29 protein-coding genes are annotated in these 14347 nt (G+C 35.6%); 28 read left to right on the top strand and 1 reads right to left on the bottom strand.

Features of this window, described 5'->3' with window-relative positions; all coding sequences use genetic code 11:
• Positions 1–31: 31 nt before the first annotated feature.
• Positions 32–424 (bottom strand): hypothetical protein, encoded by a 393-nt coding sequence (locus GVY01_RS08085; RefSeq protein ID WP_017638520.1) that lies wholly within the window; start codon positions 422–424, stop codon positions 32–34.
• A gap of 355 nt (positions 425–779) precedes the next feature.
• Between GVY01_RS08085 and rpsJ the strand changes: the two genes are divergently transcribed.
• The 28 genes from rpsJ to GVY01_RS07945 all read left to right on the top strand — a co-directional run bounded on the left by rpsJ (position 780) and on the right by GVY01_RS07945 (position 14336).
• Positions 780–1088: a 30S ribosomal protein S10 gene (gene rpsJ, locus GVY01_RS08080; RefSeq protein WP_001118667.1), complete on the top strand. Its 309-nt coding sequence runs from the start codon at positions 780–782 to the stop codon at positions 1086–1088.
• A gap of 27 nt (positions 1089–1115) precedes the next feature.
• Positions 1116–1787 carry a 50S ribosomal protein L3 gene (gene rplC / locus GVY01_RS08075; protein ID WP_017638519.1) on the top strand — a complete coding sequence of 224 codons (672 nt, stop codon included), beginning with the start codon at positions 1116–1118 and terminating at the stop codon, positions 1785–1787.
• 28 nt (positions 1788–1815) lie between these two features.
• Complete coding sequence (rplD, locus tag GVY01_RS08070) at positions 1816–2439, top strand: 50S ribosomal protein L4 (protein ID WP_017638518.1); 624 nt, start codon at positions 1816–1818, stop codon at positions 2437–2439.
• Positions 2439–2714 carry a 50S ribosomal protein L23 gene (gene rplW, locus GVY01_RS08065; protein WP_002450524.1) on the top strand — a complete coding sequence of 92 codons (276 nt, stop codon included), beginning with the start codon at positions 2439–2441 and terminating at the stop codon, positions 2712–2714. The genes rplD and rplW overlap by 1 nt, the downstream gene beginning before the upstream one ends.
• 28 nt (positions 2715–2742) lie before the next feature.
• Positions 2743–3576 carry a 50S ribosomal protein L2 gene (rplB, locus tag GVY01_RS08060; protein WP_017638517.1) on the top strand — a complete coding sequence of 278 codons (834 nt, stop codon included), beginning with the start codon at positions 2743–2745 and terminating at the stop codon, positions 3574–3576.
• A 67-nt stretch (positions 3577–3643) separates the two neighbouring features.
• The gene (rpsS, locus tag GVY01_RS08055) at positions 3644–3922 is read left to right on the top strand and encodes a 30S ribosomal protein S19 (RefSeq protein WP_002450522.1); all 279 of its coding nucleotides are present in this window, start codon (positions 3644–3646) and stop codon (positions 3920–3922) included.
• A gap of 28 nt (positions 3923–3950) precedes the next feature.
• Complete coding sequence (rplV, locus tag GVY01_RS08050; protein ID WP_029055861.1) at positions 3951–4304, top strand: 50S ribosomal protein L22; 354 nt, start codon at positions 3951–3953, stop codon at positions 4302–4304.
• Between the two features lie 23 nt (positions 4305–4327).
• On the top strand, positions 4328–4984 hold the full coding sequence (rpsC, locus tag GVY01_RS08045) for a 30S ribosomal protein S3 (protein WP_017638515.1): 657 nt from the start codon (positions 4328–4330) through the stop codon (positions 4982–4984).
• Between the two features lie 2 nt (positions 4985–4986).
• Complete coding sequence (rplP, locus tag GVY01_RS08040; protein ID WP_002450520.1) at positions 4987–5421, top strand: 50S ribosomal protein L16; 435 nt, start codon at positions 4987–4989, stop codon at positions 5419–5421.
• On the top strand, positions 5411–5620 hold the full coding sequence (gene rpmC / locus GVY01_RS08035) for a 50S ribosomal protein L29 (RefSeq protein WP_000644737.1): 210 nt from the start codon (positions 5411–5413) through the stop codon (positions 5618–5620). The genes rplP and rpmC overlap by 11 nt, the downstream gene beginning before the upstream one ends.
• A gap of 25 nt (positions 5621–5645) precedes the next feature.
• Positions 5646–5909 carry a 30S ribosomal protein S17 gene (gene rpsQ / locus GVY01_RS08030; protein ID WP_002432741.1) on the top strand — a complete coding sequence of 88 codons (264 nt, stop codon included), beginning with the start codon at positions 5646–5648 and terminating at the stop codon, positions 5907–5909.
• A 31-nt stretch (positions 5910–5940) separates the two neighbouring features.
• Positions 5941–6309: a 50S ribosomal protein L14 gene (gene rplN, locus GVY01_RS08025; RefSeq protein WP_017638514.1), complete on the top strand. Its 369-nt coding sequence runs from the start codon at positions 5941–5943 to the stop codon at positions 6307–6309.
• A 35-nt stretch (positions 6310–6344) separates the two neighbouring features.
• Complete coding sequence (gene rplX, locus GVY01_RS08020) at positions 6345–6662, top strand: 50S ribosomal protein L24 (RefSeq protein ID WP_002466469.1); 318 nt, start codon at positions 6345–6347, stop codon at positions 6660–6662.
• A gap of 25 nt (positions 6663–6687) precedes the next feature.
• Positions 6688–7227, top strand: a complete 540-nt coding sequence (rplE, locus tag GVY01_RS08015; protein WP_026083545.1) for a 50S ribosomal protein L5 — start codon at positions 6688–6690, stop codon at positions 7225–7227.
• 22 nt (positions 7228–7249) lie between these two features.
• The gene (locus GVY01_RS08010) at positions 7250–7435 is read left to right on the top strand and encodes a type Z 30S ribosomal protein S14 (protein WP_001829713.1); all 186 of its coding nucleotides are present in this window, start codon (positions 7250–7252) and stop codon (positions 7433–7435) included.
• A 30-nt stretch (positions 7436–7465) separates the two neighbouring features.
• Entirely contained in the window at positions 7466–7864 is a 399-nt protein-coding gene (gene rpsH / locus GVY01_RS08005; RefSeq protein WP_002450517.1) for a 30S ribosomal protein S8, read from the top strand.
• A 24-nt stretch (positions 7865–7888) separates the two neighbouring features.
• Positions 7889–8425, top strand: a complete 537-nt coding sequence (gene rplF, locus GVY01_RS08000) for a 50S ribosomal protein L6 (protein WP_017638511.1) — start codon at positions 7889–7891, stop codon at positions 8423–8425.
• Between the two features lie 31 nt (positions 8426–8456).
• On the top strand, positions 8457–8819 hold the full coding sequence (gene rplR, locus GVY01_RS07995) for a 50S ribosomal protein L18 (RefSeq protein ID WP_017638510.1): 363 nt from the start codon (positions 8457–8459) through the stop codon (positions 8817–8819).
• Between the two features lie 20 nt (positions 8820–8839).
• On the top strand, positions 8840–9340 hold the full coding sequence (rpsE, locus tag GVY01_RS07990; RefSeq protein WP_002450514.1) for a 30S ribosomal protein S5: 501 nt from the start codon (positions 8840–8842) through the stop codon (positions 9338–9340).
• A gap of 16 nt (positions 9341–9356) precedes the next feature.
• On the top strand, positions 9357–9536 hold the full coding sequence (rpmD, locus tag GVY01_RS07985) for a 50S ribosomal protein L30 (RefSeq protein WP_002432330.1): 180 nt from the start codon (positions 9357–9359) through the stop codon (positions 9534–9536).
• 16 nt (positions 9537–9552) lie between these two features.
• Positions 9553–9993 (top strand): 50S ribosomal protein L15, encoded by a 441-nt coding sequence (rplO, locus tag GVY01_RS07980; RefSeq protein WP_017638509.1) that lies wholly within the window; start codon positions 9553–9555, stop codon positions 9991–9993.
• Positions 9993–11288, top strand: a complete 1296-nt coding sequence (gene secY / locus GVY01_RS07975; protein WP_017638508.1) for a preprotein translocase subunit SecY — start codon at positions 9993–9995, stop codon at positions 11286–11288. The genes rplO and secY overlap by 1 nt, the downstream gene beginning before the upstream one ends.
• 17 nt (positions 11289–11305) lie before the next feature.
• Positions 11306–11956 carry an adenylate kinase gene (locus GVY01_RS07970; RefSeq protein ID WP_029055863.1) on the top strand — a complete coding sequence of 217 codons (651 nt, stop codon included), beginning with the start codon at positions 11306–11308 and terminating at the stop codon, positions 11954–11956.
• A 194-nt stretch (positions 11957–12150) separates the two neighbouring features.
• Positions 12151–12369, top strand: a complete 219-nt coding sequence (gene infA / locus GVY01_RS07965) for a translation initiation factor IF-1 (RefSeq protein WP_001829792.1) — start codon at positions 12151–12153, stop codon at positions 12367–12369.
• Between the two features lie 31 nt (positions 12370–12400).
• Positions 12401–12514 (top strand): 50S ribosomal protein L36, encoded by a 114-nt coding sequence (gene rpmJ / locus GVY01_RS07960; protein ID WP_000868342.1) that lies wholly within the window; start codon positions 12401–12403, stop codon positions 12512–12514.
• A 22-nt stretch (positions 12515–12536) separates the two neighbouring features.
• Positions 12537–12902: a 30S ribosomal protein S13 gene (gene rpsM / locus GVY01_RS07955; RefSeq protein ID WP_002450510.1), complete on the top strand. Its 366-nt coding sequence runs from the start codon at positions 12537–12539 to the stop codon at positions 12900–12902.
• A 23-nt stretch (positions 12903–12925) separates the two neighbouring features.
• On the top strand, positions 12926–13315 hold the full coding sequence (rpsK, locus tag GVY01_RS07950) for a 30S ribosomal protein S11 (RefSeq protein ID WP_002450509.1): 390 nt from the start codon (positions 12926–12928) through the stop codon (positions 13313–13315).
• A gap of 76 nt (positions 13316–13391) precedes the next feature.
• Entirely contained in the window at positions 13392–14336 is a 945-nt protein-coding gene (locus GVY01_RS07945) for a DNA-directed RNA polymerase subunit alpha (RefSeq protein ID WP_002450508.1), read from the top strand.
• The last annotated feature ends 11 nt before the right edge of the window (positions 14337–14347 follow it).

Here is a 14347-nt window from a genome sequence, read left to right as displayed (position 1 = left end):
GTCTTTTTTTAGTTGTGAAATGAATTCAAGTTTATTTAGACTTATGACCATCTTTATATTGAGTATAAATAACGCGAGCATTTTTATTAGGAACATAAGTTGGAGCAGCTAAGACTATAAATACAAAGAAAATCATTAATACGAATAAAGCCCAATGTATAATCATACCAATAAATGGAATGAATGCGACAAACGAACCAATAATACCTAAAATAGGTATAATGACCATTGGTTTAATTGTGTTTTGTTTATCAACTAATAGAATAATCGTTAAAACCAAATAGAGAAAAGCGTTAAATAATAGAGGTTGCCAACCAAAACTTAAAATTACACTGCCACCTAAAAAAGGAATCCCATAAAAGAACTCACATATAACTAGGAAGACGCCAATAATGGATAGAGCAAGCTTAATACCGTTTTTCAAATGATTCACCCCCGTTCTCTATTATTATAATAGAAAATGATTAAGGTTAATATTAATATGATTAAATTTAGTCTTGTAATTACATATTTAAATATAAAAATTTCCCTAAAAAGGTTGAACAAGAGATACATTTAAAGTACAATAACAAAGTATGTGTTAGACAAAACAGAAAAAAGTTAATGAAAACAATTGATTTATCAGTGTTTTTCATGTAACATATCTAATGTTGGACTTTAAATAACGCGATGAAGCGAAAGGTTACTGACACACCCGGCCGCTTTGCCATGGCGCTGTGTGAGATAGTTTTCGTGGAGAAGTCTATCACTTAAATGTAGACGAATAAGGAGGGAAAATTATGGCAAAACAAAAAATCAGAATCAGATTAAAAGCTTATGATCACCGTGTGATTGATCAATCAGCAGAAAAAATTGTTGAAACTGCTAAACGTTCTGGTGCAGATGTTTCTGGACCAATTCCGTTACCAACTGAAAAATCAGTTTATACAATCATCCGTGCCGTGCATAAGTACAAAGATTCACGTGAACAATTCGAACAACGTACACATAAACGTTTAATCGATATTGTTAACCCAACACCAAAAACAGTTGATGCTCTAATGGGCTTAAACTTACCATCTGGTGTAGACATCGAAATTAAATTATAATAGAAAAAATTAGGAGGTGGACTTTCGATGACCAAAGGAATCTTAGGAAGAAAAATCGGGATGACACAAGTGTTTGGAGAAAACGGTGAATTAATCCCAGTAACAGTAGTAGAAGCAGGACAAAACGTTGTATTACAAAAGAAAACTGAAGAAGTTGACGGTTACAACGCAATCCAAGTAGGATTTGAAGATAAAAAAGCATATAAAAAAGGTTCAAAAACTAACAAATATGCTAATAAACCAGCTGAAGGTCATGCTAAAAAAGCTGACACAGCACCTAAGCGCTTCATTCGTGAATTCAGAAACGTTAATGTTGATGAATACGAAGTAGGTCAAGAAGTCTCAGTTGATACATTCGAAACTGGTGACATCATTGATGTTACAGGTGTTTCAAAAGGTAAAGGTTTCCAAGGTGCTATTAAACGCCACGGACAATCTCGTGGACCAATGGCTCACGGTTCTCATTTCCACAGAGCACCAGGTTCTGTAGGTATGGCTTCAGATGCTTCAAGAGTATTTAAAGGTCAAAAAATGCCAGGCCGTATGGGTGGAAACACAGTTACTGTACAAAACCTAGAAGTAGTACAAGTTGACACTGAAAACAGTGTAATCTTAGTAAAAGGTAATGTACCTGGACCTAAAAAAGGTTTAGTAGAAATTTCAACTTCAATTAAATCAATTAAAAAAGGTAATAAATAATCAATAAGCGAAAGGAGGAAAATGCATAATGGCTAATTATGATGTTTTAAAAGTAGACGGATCAAAAAGTGGTTCAGTTGAATTAAGCGATGCAGTCTTTGCAATCGAACCAAACAATAGTGTCCTTTTCGAAGCTATCAATTTACAACGTGCTTCATTACGTCAAGGTACACATTCAGTTAAAAACCGTTCAGCAGTGCGCGGCGGTGGACGTAAACCATGGAGACAAAAAGGAACAGGTCGTGCTCGTCAAGGTACAATTCGTGCACCTCAATGGCGCGGTGGTGGTATTGTATTCGGACCAACTCCAAGAAGTTACGGATATAAAATGCCTAAGAAAATGCGTCGTTTAGCATTACGTTCTGCATTGTCATTTAAAGTTAAAGAAAATGGATTTACAGTTGTTGATGCATTCGGATTTGATGCACCAAAAACAAAAGAATTCAAAAATGTTTTGACTACATTAGAACAACCTAAAAAAGTATTAGTTGTTGTTGAAAACGAAGATGTTAACGTTGAATTATCAGCACGTAACATCCCTGGTGTTCAAGTAACAACTGCTCAAGGTTTAAATGTATTAGATATCACAAGTGCTGACAGTTTAGTAATTACTGAAGCTGCTGCTAAAAAAGTTGAGGAGGTGCTCGGATAATGGAAGCTAGAGATATTCTTAAGCGCCCCGTAATCACTGAAAAATCTTCAGAAGCAATGGCGGAAGATAAATATACTTTCGATGTTGATACTCGTGCTAACAAAACACAAGTTAAAATTGCTGTTGAAGAAATCTTCGACGTAAAAGTTGATAATGTAAACATCATCAACTATAAACCTAAGAAAAAACGTATGGGCCGTTACCAAGGCTACACAAATAAAAGAAGAAAAGCGATTGTTAAACTAAAAGAAGGTTCAATCGACTTATTCAACTAAAACATTACCAATAAGGAGGTAAACGACAATGGCTCTTAAAAAATATAAGCCAATAACTAATGGTCGTCGTAATATGACTTCATTAGATTTCGCTGAAATTACGAAAACTACACCAGAAAAGTCATTATTACAACCGCTACCGAAAAGAGCGGGACGTAACAACCAAGGTAAATTGACTGTTCGCCATCACGGTGGAGGACATAAACGTCAATACCGAGTTATCGATTTCAAACGTAACAAAGATGGTATCAACGCTAAAGTTGATTCAATCCAATACGATCCAAACCGTTCAGCTAACATTGCTTTATTAGTATATGCTGACGGAGAAAAACGTTATATTATCGCACCTAAAGGATTACAAGTAGGACAAGTAGTTGAAAGTGGTGCTGAAGCAGATATCAAAATTGGTAATGCTTTACCATTACAAAACATTCCTGTAGGTACTGTAATTCATAATATTGAGTTAAAACCTGGTAAAGGTGGACAAATCGCTCGTTCAGCTGGTGCTAGTTCACAAGTGTTAGGTAAAGAAGGTAAATACGTATTAATCAGATTACGCTCTGGTGAAGTTCGTATGATTCTTTCAACTTGCCGTGCTACAATTGGACAAGTTGGTAATATCCAACACGAACTAGTAAATGTTGGTAAAGCAGGTCGTTCAAGATGGAAAGGTATCCGTCCAACAGTTCGTGGTTCTGTAATGAACCCTAACGATCACCCACACGGTGGTGGTGAAGGACGTGCTCCAATCGGTAGACCATCTCCAATGTCACCTTGGGGTAAACCTACGCTTGGTAAGAAAACTCGTCGTGGTAAAAAATCTTCAGACAAACTTATCGTTCGTGGACGTAAGAAAAAATAATAAAATTAACTTATTTGGGTGTGCGGCTTAATTGCTGCACGCACAGAATAAGAAGGGAGGCGCCCAAATGGCTCGTAGTATTAAAAAAGGACCTTTCGTTGATGACCACTTAATGAAAAAAGTGGAAGCACAAGACGGAAGTGAAAAAAAACAAGTAATTAAAACATGGTCACGTCGTTCTACAGTTTTCCCAAATTTCATTGGTCATACTTTCGCAGTATACGATGGACGTAAACATGTACCTGTATATGTAACAGAAGATATGGTAGGTCACAAATTAGGTGAATTCGCACCAACTCGTACATTTAAAGGTCATGCTGTTGACGATAAAAAAACAAGAAGATAATTTTTAAAAAGTAGAGGAGGAAATCCTAATGGAAGCAAAAGCGGTTGCTAGAACAATAAGAATCGCACCTCGTAAAGTAAGACTAGTTCTTGACTTAATTAGAGGTAAAAATGCTGGAGAAGCTATTGCAATTTTAAAATTAGCAAACAAAGCTTCATCACCAGTGATCGAAAAAGTATTAATGTCCGCTTTAGCAAATGCTGAACATAACTACGACATGAACACAGATGAATTAGTAGTAAAAGAAGCTTATGCTAATGAAGGACCAACTTTAAAACGTTTCCGCCCACGTGCGCAAGGACGTGCAAGTGCGATAAACAAACGTACAAGCCACATTACAATCGTCGTAAGTGACGGTAAAGAAGAAGCTAAAGAAGCTTAATAACTTTCTAAGGAGGGAATACTGTGGGTCAAAAAATTAATCCAATCGGACTTCGTGTTGGTATCATCCGTGATTGGGAAGCAAAATGGTATGCTGAAAAAGATTTCGCTTCATTATTACACGAAGATTTAAGAATCCGTAAATTTATTGATAATGAATTAAAAGAAGCATCAGTTTCTCACGTAGATATCGAACGTGCAGCTAACCGTATTAATATCGCAATTCACACTGGTAAACCAGGCATGGTAATTGGTAAAGGCGGTTCAGAAATTGACAAACTTCGTAACAAATTAAATGCTTTAACAGATAAAAAAGTACACATCAACGTAATTGAAATCAAGAAAATTGATATTGATGCAAGATTAGTTGCTGAAAATATCGCACGTCAATTAGAAAACCGTGCTTCATTCCGTCGTGTACAAAAACAAGCTATTACAAGAGCTATGAAACTTGGTGCTAAAGGTATCAAAACTCAAGTATCAGGTCGTTTAGGCGGAGCAGATATCGCTCGTGCTGAACAATATTCTGAAGGAACTGTTCCACTTCATACATTACGTGCTGACATCGATTACGCACACGCTGAAGCAGATACTACTTATGGTAAATTAGGCGTTAAAGTATGGATCTATCGTGGAGAAGTTCTTCCTACTACTAAGAACACTAGTGAAGGAGGAAAATAATCATGTTACTACCAAAACGTGTTAAATATCGTCGTCAACATCGTCCTAAAACAACTGGTCGTTCTAAAGGCGGTAACTATGTAACATTTGGTGAGTATGGTTTACAAGCTACTACAACGTCTTGGATCACATCTCGTCAAATCGAATCAGCTCGTATTGCAATGACTCGTTATATGAAACGTGGTGGGAAAGTTTGGATCAAAATCTTCCCTCATACACCATATACTAAAAAACCTTTAGAAGTACGTATGGGTGCTGGTAAAGGTGCGGTTGAAGGCTGGATTGCAGTCGTTAAACCTGGTAGAATCTTATTTGAAGTCGCTGGGGTACAAGAAGAAGTTGCCCGCGAAGCACTACGTTTAGCAAGTCACAAACTTCCAGTAAAAACTAAGTTTGTAAAACGTGAAGAATTGGGTGGTGAAACAAATGAAAGCTAAGGAAATTAGAGACTTAACCACTTCAGAAATCGAAGAACAAATCAAATCTTCAAAAGAAGAGCTTTTTAACCTACGCTTTCAGTTAGCTACAGGTCAATTAGAAGAAACGGCACGTATTCGCACAGTAAGAAAAACGATTGCTCGTCTAAAAACTGTTGCTCGTGAAAGAGAAATTGAACAAAGTAAGGCTAATCAATAATTAATTGAAAGAGGAGGTTACAAAAGTGAGCGAAAGAAATGATCGTAAAGTTTATGTAGGTAGAGTTGTTTCTGACAAAATGGACAAGACTATTACTGTACTTGTTGAAACTTACAAAACACACAAATTATACGGTAAACGAGTAAAATACTCAAAAAAATACAAAACTCATGATGAAAACAATTCAGCTAAATTAGGAGACATTGTTAAAATTCAAGAAACTCGTCCTTTATCAGCAACAAAACGTTTTCGTTTAGTAGAAATTGTTGAAGAGTCAGTAATTATTTAATACAAGATTAGAGATAAGGGAGGTTTAACTAATGATCCAACAAGAGACACGTTTAAAAGTAGCAGACAACTCTGGTGCTCGTGAAGTTCTTACAATCAAAGTATTAGGTGGATCTGGTCGCAAAACAGCGAACATCGGCGATGTTATCGTATGTACTGTTAAAAATGCAACACCAGGTGGCGTTGTCAAAAAAGGCGAAGTTGTCAAAGCTGTTGTAGTACGTACTAAATCAGGTGTACGCCGTAACGATGGTTCATATATCAAATTTGATGAAAATGCATGTGTTATCATCCGTGATGACAAAGGCCCACGTGGTACTCGTATCTTTGGTCCGGTTGCTCGTGAATTACGTGAAGGTAACTTCATGAAGATCGTATCATTAGCACCAGAAGTACTATAAAATCAATTAACCAAAATATATAAGGAGGTGCCCACATGCATATCAAAAAAGGTGACAACGTAAAAGTTATCGCAGGTAAAGACAAAGGTAAAGAAGGTAAAGTAGTTGCTACTGAACCTAAACGTGACCGTGTCGTTGTGGAAGGTGTTAATGTTATTAAAAAACACCAAAAACCAACTCAATTAAACCCTGAAGGTGGAATTTTAGAAACAGAGGCAGCTATCCATGTTTCTAACGTACAATTATTAGACCCTAAAACAAACGAACCAACTCGTGTAGGTTACAAATTTGTTGATGGTAAAAAAGTTCGTATTGCAAAAAAATCTGGCGAAGAAATCAAATCTAATAATTAATTACTAGTTGAAAGGAGGATCCACTTTGAACCGTTTAAAAGAAAAATTTAATTCTGAAGTTACTGAGAACTTAGTAAAAAAATTCAACTATAGTTCAGTAATGGAAGTACCTAAAATTGACAAAATCGTAGTGAACATGGGTGTTGGTGACGCTGTTCAAAACTCTAAAGTGTTAGATAACGCTGTAGAAGAATTAGAACAAATCACTGGTCAAAAACCATTAGTAACTAAAGCTAAAAAATCAGTTGCAACATTCCGTTTACGTGAAGGTATGCCTATCGGTGCGAAAGTTACACTTCGCGGAGAAAGAATGTATGAATTCTTAGACAAACTAATTTCAGTATCATTACCACGTGTACGTGACTTCCAAGGTGTTTCTAAAAAAGCATTCGATGGTCGCGGTAACTACACATTAGGTGTTAAAGAACAATTAATTTTCCCTGAAATCGATTATGATAAAGTAAGCAAAGTAAGAGGAATGGATATTGTTATCGTAACTACTGCTAACACTGACGAGGAAGCTCGTGAATTGTTATCAAACTTCGGTATGCCATTTCGTAAATAATCTCTAAAAGGAGGCTAATTAAGTGGCTAAAACTTCAATGGTTGCTAAGCAACAAAAAAAACAAAAATTCGCAGTTCGTGAATACACTCGTTGTGAACGCTGTGGTCGTCCACATTCTGTATATCGTAAATTTAAATTATGCCGTATTTGTTTCCGTGAATTAGCTTATAAAGGCCAAATTCCTGGCGTACGTAAAGCTAGCTGGTAATAAAAAGAGTCTGAAAGGAGGCAACAATCAATGACAATGACAGATCCAATCGCAGATATGCTAACTCGTGTAAGAAACGCTAACATGGTTCGTCACGATAAATTAGAATTACCTGCATCTAATATCAAAAAAGAAATTGCCGAAATCTTAAAAAATGAAGGTTTCATTAAAAACGTTGAATACGTAGAAGACGATAAACAAGGTGTTATTCGTTTATTCTTAAAATATGGTCAAAACAATGAACGTGTTATCACAGGATTAAAACGTATTTCAAAACCAGGTTTACGTGTATATGCTAAAGCTAACGAAGTACCTAAAGTACTTAATGGTTTAGGTATTGCATTAGTATCAACTTCTGAAGGTGTAATCACTGATAAAGAAGCAAGAAAACGTAATGTTGGTGGAGAAATTATCGCATACGTTTGGTAATAAATAATAAGGAGGTGCCATAACATGAGTCGTGTTGGTAAGAAAATTATTGACATCCCTAGTGACGTAACAGTAACTTTTGACAATAATCATGTCACTGTTAAAGGTCCAAAAGGTGAATTATCAAAAACATTAAATGAAAGAATGACATTTAAACAAGAAGAAAACACAATTGAAGTTGTAAGACCATCTGATTCTAAAGATGACAGAACAGATCATGGTACAACTCGTGCTTTATTAAATAATATGGTACAAGGTGTTTCTCAAGGTTTTGAAAAAACACTTGAACTTGTTGGTGTGGGTTACCGCGCTCAAATGCAAGGTAATGATTTAGTACTTAACGTTGGATACTCTCACCCAGTAGAAATTAAAGCTGAAGACGGCATTACTTTCGCTGTTGAGAAAAATACAACTGTTAAAGTTTCTGGTGTATCTAAAGAGCAAGTTGGAGCAATCGCTTCTAACATCCGTTCAGTAAGACCTCCAGAACCTTATAAAGGTAAAGGTATTCGTTACCAAGGTGAATACGTACGCCGTAAAGAAGGTAAAACTGGTAAATAATAGATAACACTCTAAAGAAAGGAGTATTAAAATGATCAGTAAAATTGATAAAAATAAAGTGCGTTTGAAAAGACATTCACGTGTTCGTACTAAATTATCAGGTACAGCTGAAAAGCCACGTTTAAATGTATATAGATCAAACAAACACATTTACGCACAAATCATCGATGATGTTAAAGGCGAAACATTAGCTCAAGCTTCATCTAAAGATAAAGATATCGCTAGCGAATCAGCAACTAAAGTTGATTTATCAACAAAAGTTGGCGAAACAATTGCTAAAAAAGCAAATGATAAAGGAATTAAAGAAATCGTATTCGATCGTGGAGGTTACTTATACCACGGGCGCGTTAAAGCATTAGCAGAAGCTGCTAGAGAAAACGGTTTAGAATTTTAATTTAAAGGAGGGACAAATACATGGCTCGTAGAGAAGAAGAAACGAAAGAATTTGAAGAACGCGTTGTTACAATCAATCGTGTTGCTAAAGTTGTTAAAGGTGGACGTCGTTTCCGTTTCACTGCATTAGTAGTAGTTGGAGACAAAAATGGTCGTGTAGGTTTCGGTACTGGTAAAGCTCAAGAGGTACCTGAAGCAATCAAAAAAGCTGTTGAAGCAGCTAAAAAAGATTTAGTTGTAGTTCCACGTGTTGAAGGTACTACACCTCACACAATCACTGGCCGTTATGGCTCAGGTAGCGTATTTATGAAACCTGCAGCTCCTGGTACTGGTGTAATCGCTGGTGGTCCAGTTCGTGCGGTATTAGAATTAGCAGGTATCACTGATATCTTAAGTAAATCATTAGGTTCTAACACACCAATTAACATGGTTCGTGCAACTTTAAATGGTTTACAAAACCTTAAAAACGCTGAAGATGTTGCGAAATTACGCGGCAAAACAGTTGAAGAATTATATAATTAAGGAGGGAAAATAAGTTATGGCTAAATTACAAATTACCCTCACTCGTAGTGTTATTGGTCGTCCTGAAACACAACGTAAAACTGTTGAAGCTTTAGGTCTTAAAAAGACTAACAGTTCAGTAGTTGTTGAAGATAACCCTGCTATTCGTGGGCAAATCAACAAAGTTAAACATTTATTAACTATAGAAGAAAAATAATTAAGGAGGTGCCGACATGAAATTACATGAGTTAAAACCAGCAGAAGGTTCTCGTAAAGAACGTAACCGTGTAGGTCGTGGTGCAGCAACTGGTAATGGTAAAACAAGTGGCCGTGGACATAAAGGTCAAAAAGCACGTTCAGGTGGTAAAGTAAGACCTGGATTTGAAGGTGGACAATTACCATTATTCCGTCGTTTACCAAAACGCGGTTTTACTAACATAAATCGTAAAGAATATGCTATTGTTAACTTAGACCAACTTAATCAATTCGAAGATGGTACTGAAGTAACTCCAGCTTTATTAGTAGAATCTGGTGTTGTTAAGAATGAAAAATCTGGTATTAAAATACTAGGTAATGGCTCACTAGATAAAAAATTAACAGTGAAAGCTCATAAGTTCTCAACTTCAGCAGCAGACGCTATTGATGCTAAAGGTGGAGCACACGAGGTGATCTAATGTTTCAAACGCTTGTGAGCTTCTTTACAACTAAAGAAGTTCGAAACAAGATTTTCTTTACTCTAGCAATGTTAGTTATATTCAAGATTGGGACTTACATTCCAGCTCCTGGAGTAAATCCTAATGCTTTTGATCAAGCAGCAAAAGGTTCTCAAGGTGTCACTGATTTACTTAATACATTCGGTGGAGGAGCCTTGAAGAACTTTTCAATATTTGCGATGGGTATTATGCCTTATATTACTGCATCTATCGTAATGCAATTATTACAGATGGATATTGTTCCTAAGTTCTCAGAATGGGCGAAACAAGGTGATGTAGGTAGAAGGAAAATCAACAATGTAACACGTTATTTCGCTATAATATTAGCATTCATTCAGTCAATTGGTATGTCATTTCAATTTAATAATTTATACGGAGGACGCTTAATTGTAAGCCAATCTGTACTAACTTATTTATTGATTGCACTTACTTTAACAGCAGGAACTGCATTCTTGATATGGCTTGGTGACCAAATCACTCAGTTTGGTGTTGGTAATGGTATTTCACTTATCATCTTTGCAGGTATTTTATCAACTTTACCTTCAAGCATTATTCAAGCAGGTCAACAAGCATTTGTTGGTCAAGAAGATACTTCATTAGCTTGGTTAAAAATAGTAGCATTAATTGTAGCATTAGTATTGTTAACAGTAGGTGCTATATTTGTACTTGAAGCAAAACGTAAAATTCCTATCCAATATGCGAAGAAACAAACAGCTCAACGATTAGGTTCACAAGCAACTTATCTACCTTTAAAAGTTAACTCAGCTGGTGTTATTCCTGTTATTTTTGCGATGGCATTTTTCTTATTACCAAGAACGTTGACGCTATTCTTCCCTAAAGCTGAATGGGCTCAACAAGTTGCAGATACTGCAAATCCATCAAGTAACATAGGAATGGTAATCTATATTGTATTAATTATTGCATTTGCATACTTTTATGCATTTGTACAAGTTAATCCAGAAAAAATGGCTGACAACCTTAAAAAACAAGGTAGTTATGTCCCAGGTATCAGACCTGGTGAACAAACGAAAAAATATATTACTAAAGTTCTTTATCGCTTAACGTTTGTTGGTTCTATTTTCTTAGCAGTCATTGCGATTTTACCGATCTTAGCTACGAAGTTCATGGGCTTACCAAGATCTATTCAAATTGGTGGTACTAGTCTTCTTATCGTTATCGGTGTTGCTATTGAAACTATGAAATCTTTAGAAGCACAAGTAAATCAAAAAGAATATAAAGGCTTTGGTGGTAGATAATTTGTAGGAGGGCACTTATGAATATCATTTTAATGGGCTTACCTGGTGCAGGTAAAGGTACTCAAGCGAGTGAAATTGTTAAGAAATTCCCAATACCACATATATCGACTGGTGACATGTTCAGAAAAGCGATTAAAGATGAGACTGATTTAGGTAAAGAAGCTAAATCATACATGGATCGTGGAGAATTAGTCCCTGATGAAGTTACTGTGGGTATCGTTAAAGAAAGAATTTCTGAAGACGATGCAAAAAAAGGATTCTTATTAGACGGTTTCCCTAGAACTATTGATCAAGCAGAAGCTTTAAATTCAATTATGGCTGAACTTGATAGAAGTATTGATGCTGTCATCAATATTGAAGTCCCAGAGGAAGAACTAATGAATCGTCTTACAGGTCGTCGTATCTGTGAGAAATGTGGTACGACTTATCATCTTGTATTTAATCCTCCAAAAGTTGAAGGTATTTGTGATCTTGATGGTGGTAAATTATATCAACGTGAAGATGATAATCCGGAAACTGTTTCAAATCGTTTGAAAGTTAATGTTAAACAATCTAAACCAATATTAGAGTATTACGATAATAAAGGTGTATTGAATAACATTGATGGTTCAAAAGATATTGAAGAGGTTACTACTGATGTCATTGATATCTTAGATCAATTACAATAGATCAGCTTTTACGATCTATGATGATGTGAATGTTTAATTAAACTGTAGTATAAAATTTAATATGAGTGACAAATGACGATAATAATTCCCGTAATTTTTGTTAAACTTATTAAAACTAGTCACAAATAGATTCGTATCGTTGAAGTTGTCTATTGACGATAACCTTACTATTGCAAAAAGGGGGAAGTTAATCAATGGCTAAACAAGATGTTATTGAATTAGAAGGTACTGTATTAGATACTTTACCAAACGCAATGTTTAAAGTAGAATTAGAAAATGGTCATGAAATTTTAGCACATGTAAGTGGTAAAATTAGAATGAACTACATTCGAATTCTACCTGGCGACAAAGTAACTGTTGAGATGTCTCCGTATGATTTATCACGCGGTAGAATTACTTATCGTTATAAATAATCGTCACTCCATAATATAGGGAGGTATTAAAATGAAAGTAAGACCATCAGTAAAACCAATTTGCGAAAAATGTAAAGTCATTAAACGTAAAGGTAAAGTAATGGTAATTTGTGAAAATCCTAAACACAAACAAAGACAAGGTTAATAAAAGAGAGGTGTAAATGTATATGGCACGTATTGCAGGAGTGGATATTCCACGTGAAAAACGCGTTGTTATTTCTTTAACTTATGTATATGGTATCGGTACTTCTACTGCGAAAAAAATCGTTGAAGAAGCTAACGTATCAGCAGACACTCGCGTAAAAGATTTAACTGACGATGAATTAGGTCGCATCCGTGAAGTAGTAGATAGCTACAAAGTTGAAGGTGACTTACGTCGTGAGCAAAACTTAAACATTAAACGATTAATGGAAATTTCATCATACCGTGGTATTCGTCACCGTCGTGGCTTACCAGTTCGCGGTCAAAAAACTAAAAACAACGCTCGTACGCGTAAAGGCCCAGTTAAAACTGTAGCGAACAAGAAAAAATAATCGGTAAAGGAGGCAAAAAATAAATGGCACGTAAACAAGTATCTCGTAAACGTAAAGTGAAAAAGAATATTGAAAGTGGTGTTGCACACATCCGTTCAACATTCAATAATACAATTGTAACGATTACTGATGAATTTGGTAATGCATTATCTTGGTCATCAGCTGGTGCATTAGGATTCAAAGGATCTAAAAAATCAACACCATTCGCAGCGCAAATGGCGTCTGAAACAGCTTCAAAAACAGCTATGGAACATGGCTTAAAAACTGTAGAAGTAACAGTTAAAGGACCTGGACCAGGCCGTGAATCTGCTATCCGTGCGTTACAATCAGCAGGACTTGAAGTAACAGCAATTAGAGACGTTACTCCAGTACCTCATAATGGTTGTCGTCCACCAAAACGTCGTCGCGTTTAATTTATTGTTGTGTTGTTACAGGTCACTGAGCAAACATTATAAATCTAGTCGACGTATATAAGGAGGATATTTGTAAATGATAGAAATCGAAAAACCTAGAATTGAGACAATTGAAATTAGTGAAGATGCTAAATTCGGTAAGTTCGTTGTTGAACCACTTGAACGTGGCTACGGTACTACACTAGGAAACTCCTTACGTCGTATCCTACTATCTTCATTACCAGGATCAGCAGTAAAGTACATCGAAATTGAAGGCGTGTTACACGAATTCTCAGCAGTAGATAATGTAGTTGAAGATGTTTCTACAATTATTATGAACATCAAAAAATTAGCATTAAAAATCTATTCTGAAGAAGATAAAACTTTAGAAATCGATGTTAAGGATGAAGGCGAAGTTACTGCAAGTGATATTACTCACGACAGTGATGTAGAAATTCTAAATCCAGAACTAAAAATTGCTACTGTTTCTAAAGGTGGACATTTAAAAGTTCGTCTTGTTGCTAATAAGGGTAGAGGTTACGCATTAGCTGAAACAAATAATACTAGTGATTTACCAATTGGTGTAATTCCAGTAGACTCACTATATTCACCTGTTGAACGTGTAAACTATACAGTTGAAAATACACGTGTAGGTCAAAGTAGTGATTTTGATAAATTAACTTTAGATGTTTGGACTAATGGTTCAATCACTCCTCAAGAATCAGTTTCATTAGCAGCAAAAATAATGACTGAACACTTGAATATCTTTGTAGGTCTAACTGATGAAGCTCAAAATGCTGAAATCATGATTGAAAAAGAAGAAGATCAAAAAGAAAAAGTATTAGAAATGTCTATCGAAGAATTAGACTTATCTGTACGTTCATATAACTGTTTGAAACGCGCAGGAATCAATTCTGTACAAGAGTTAGCTGATAAATCTGAAGCTGACATGATGAAAGTGCGTAATTTAGGTCGTAAATCTCTTGAAGAAGTTAAATATAAATTAGAAGATTTAGGATTAGGATTAAGAAAAGAAGATTGATAAAGGAGGTT

Origin of the sequence: Staphylococcus sp. 8AQ (genome assembly GCF_902506595.1) — a bacterium.
Classification (GTDB): domain Bacteria; phylum Bacillota; class Bacilli; order Staphylococcales; family Staphylococcaceae; genus Staphylococcus; species Staphylococcus pasteuri.
This window is presented reverse-complemented; position numbering and strand designations above follow the sequence as displayed.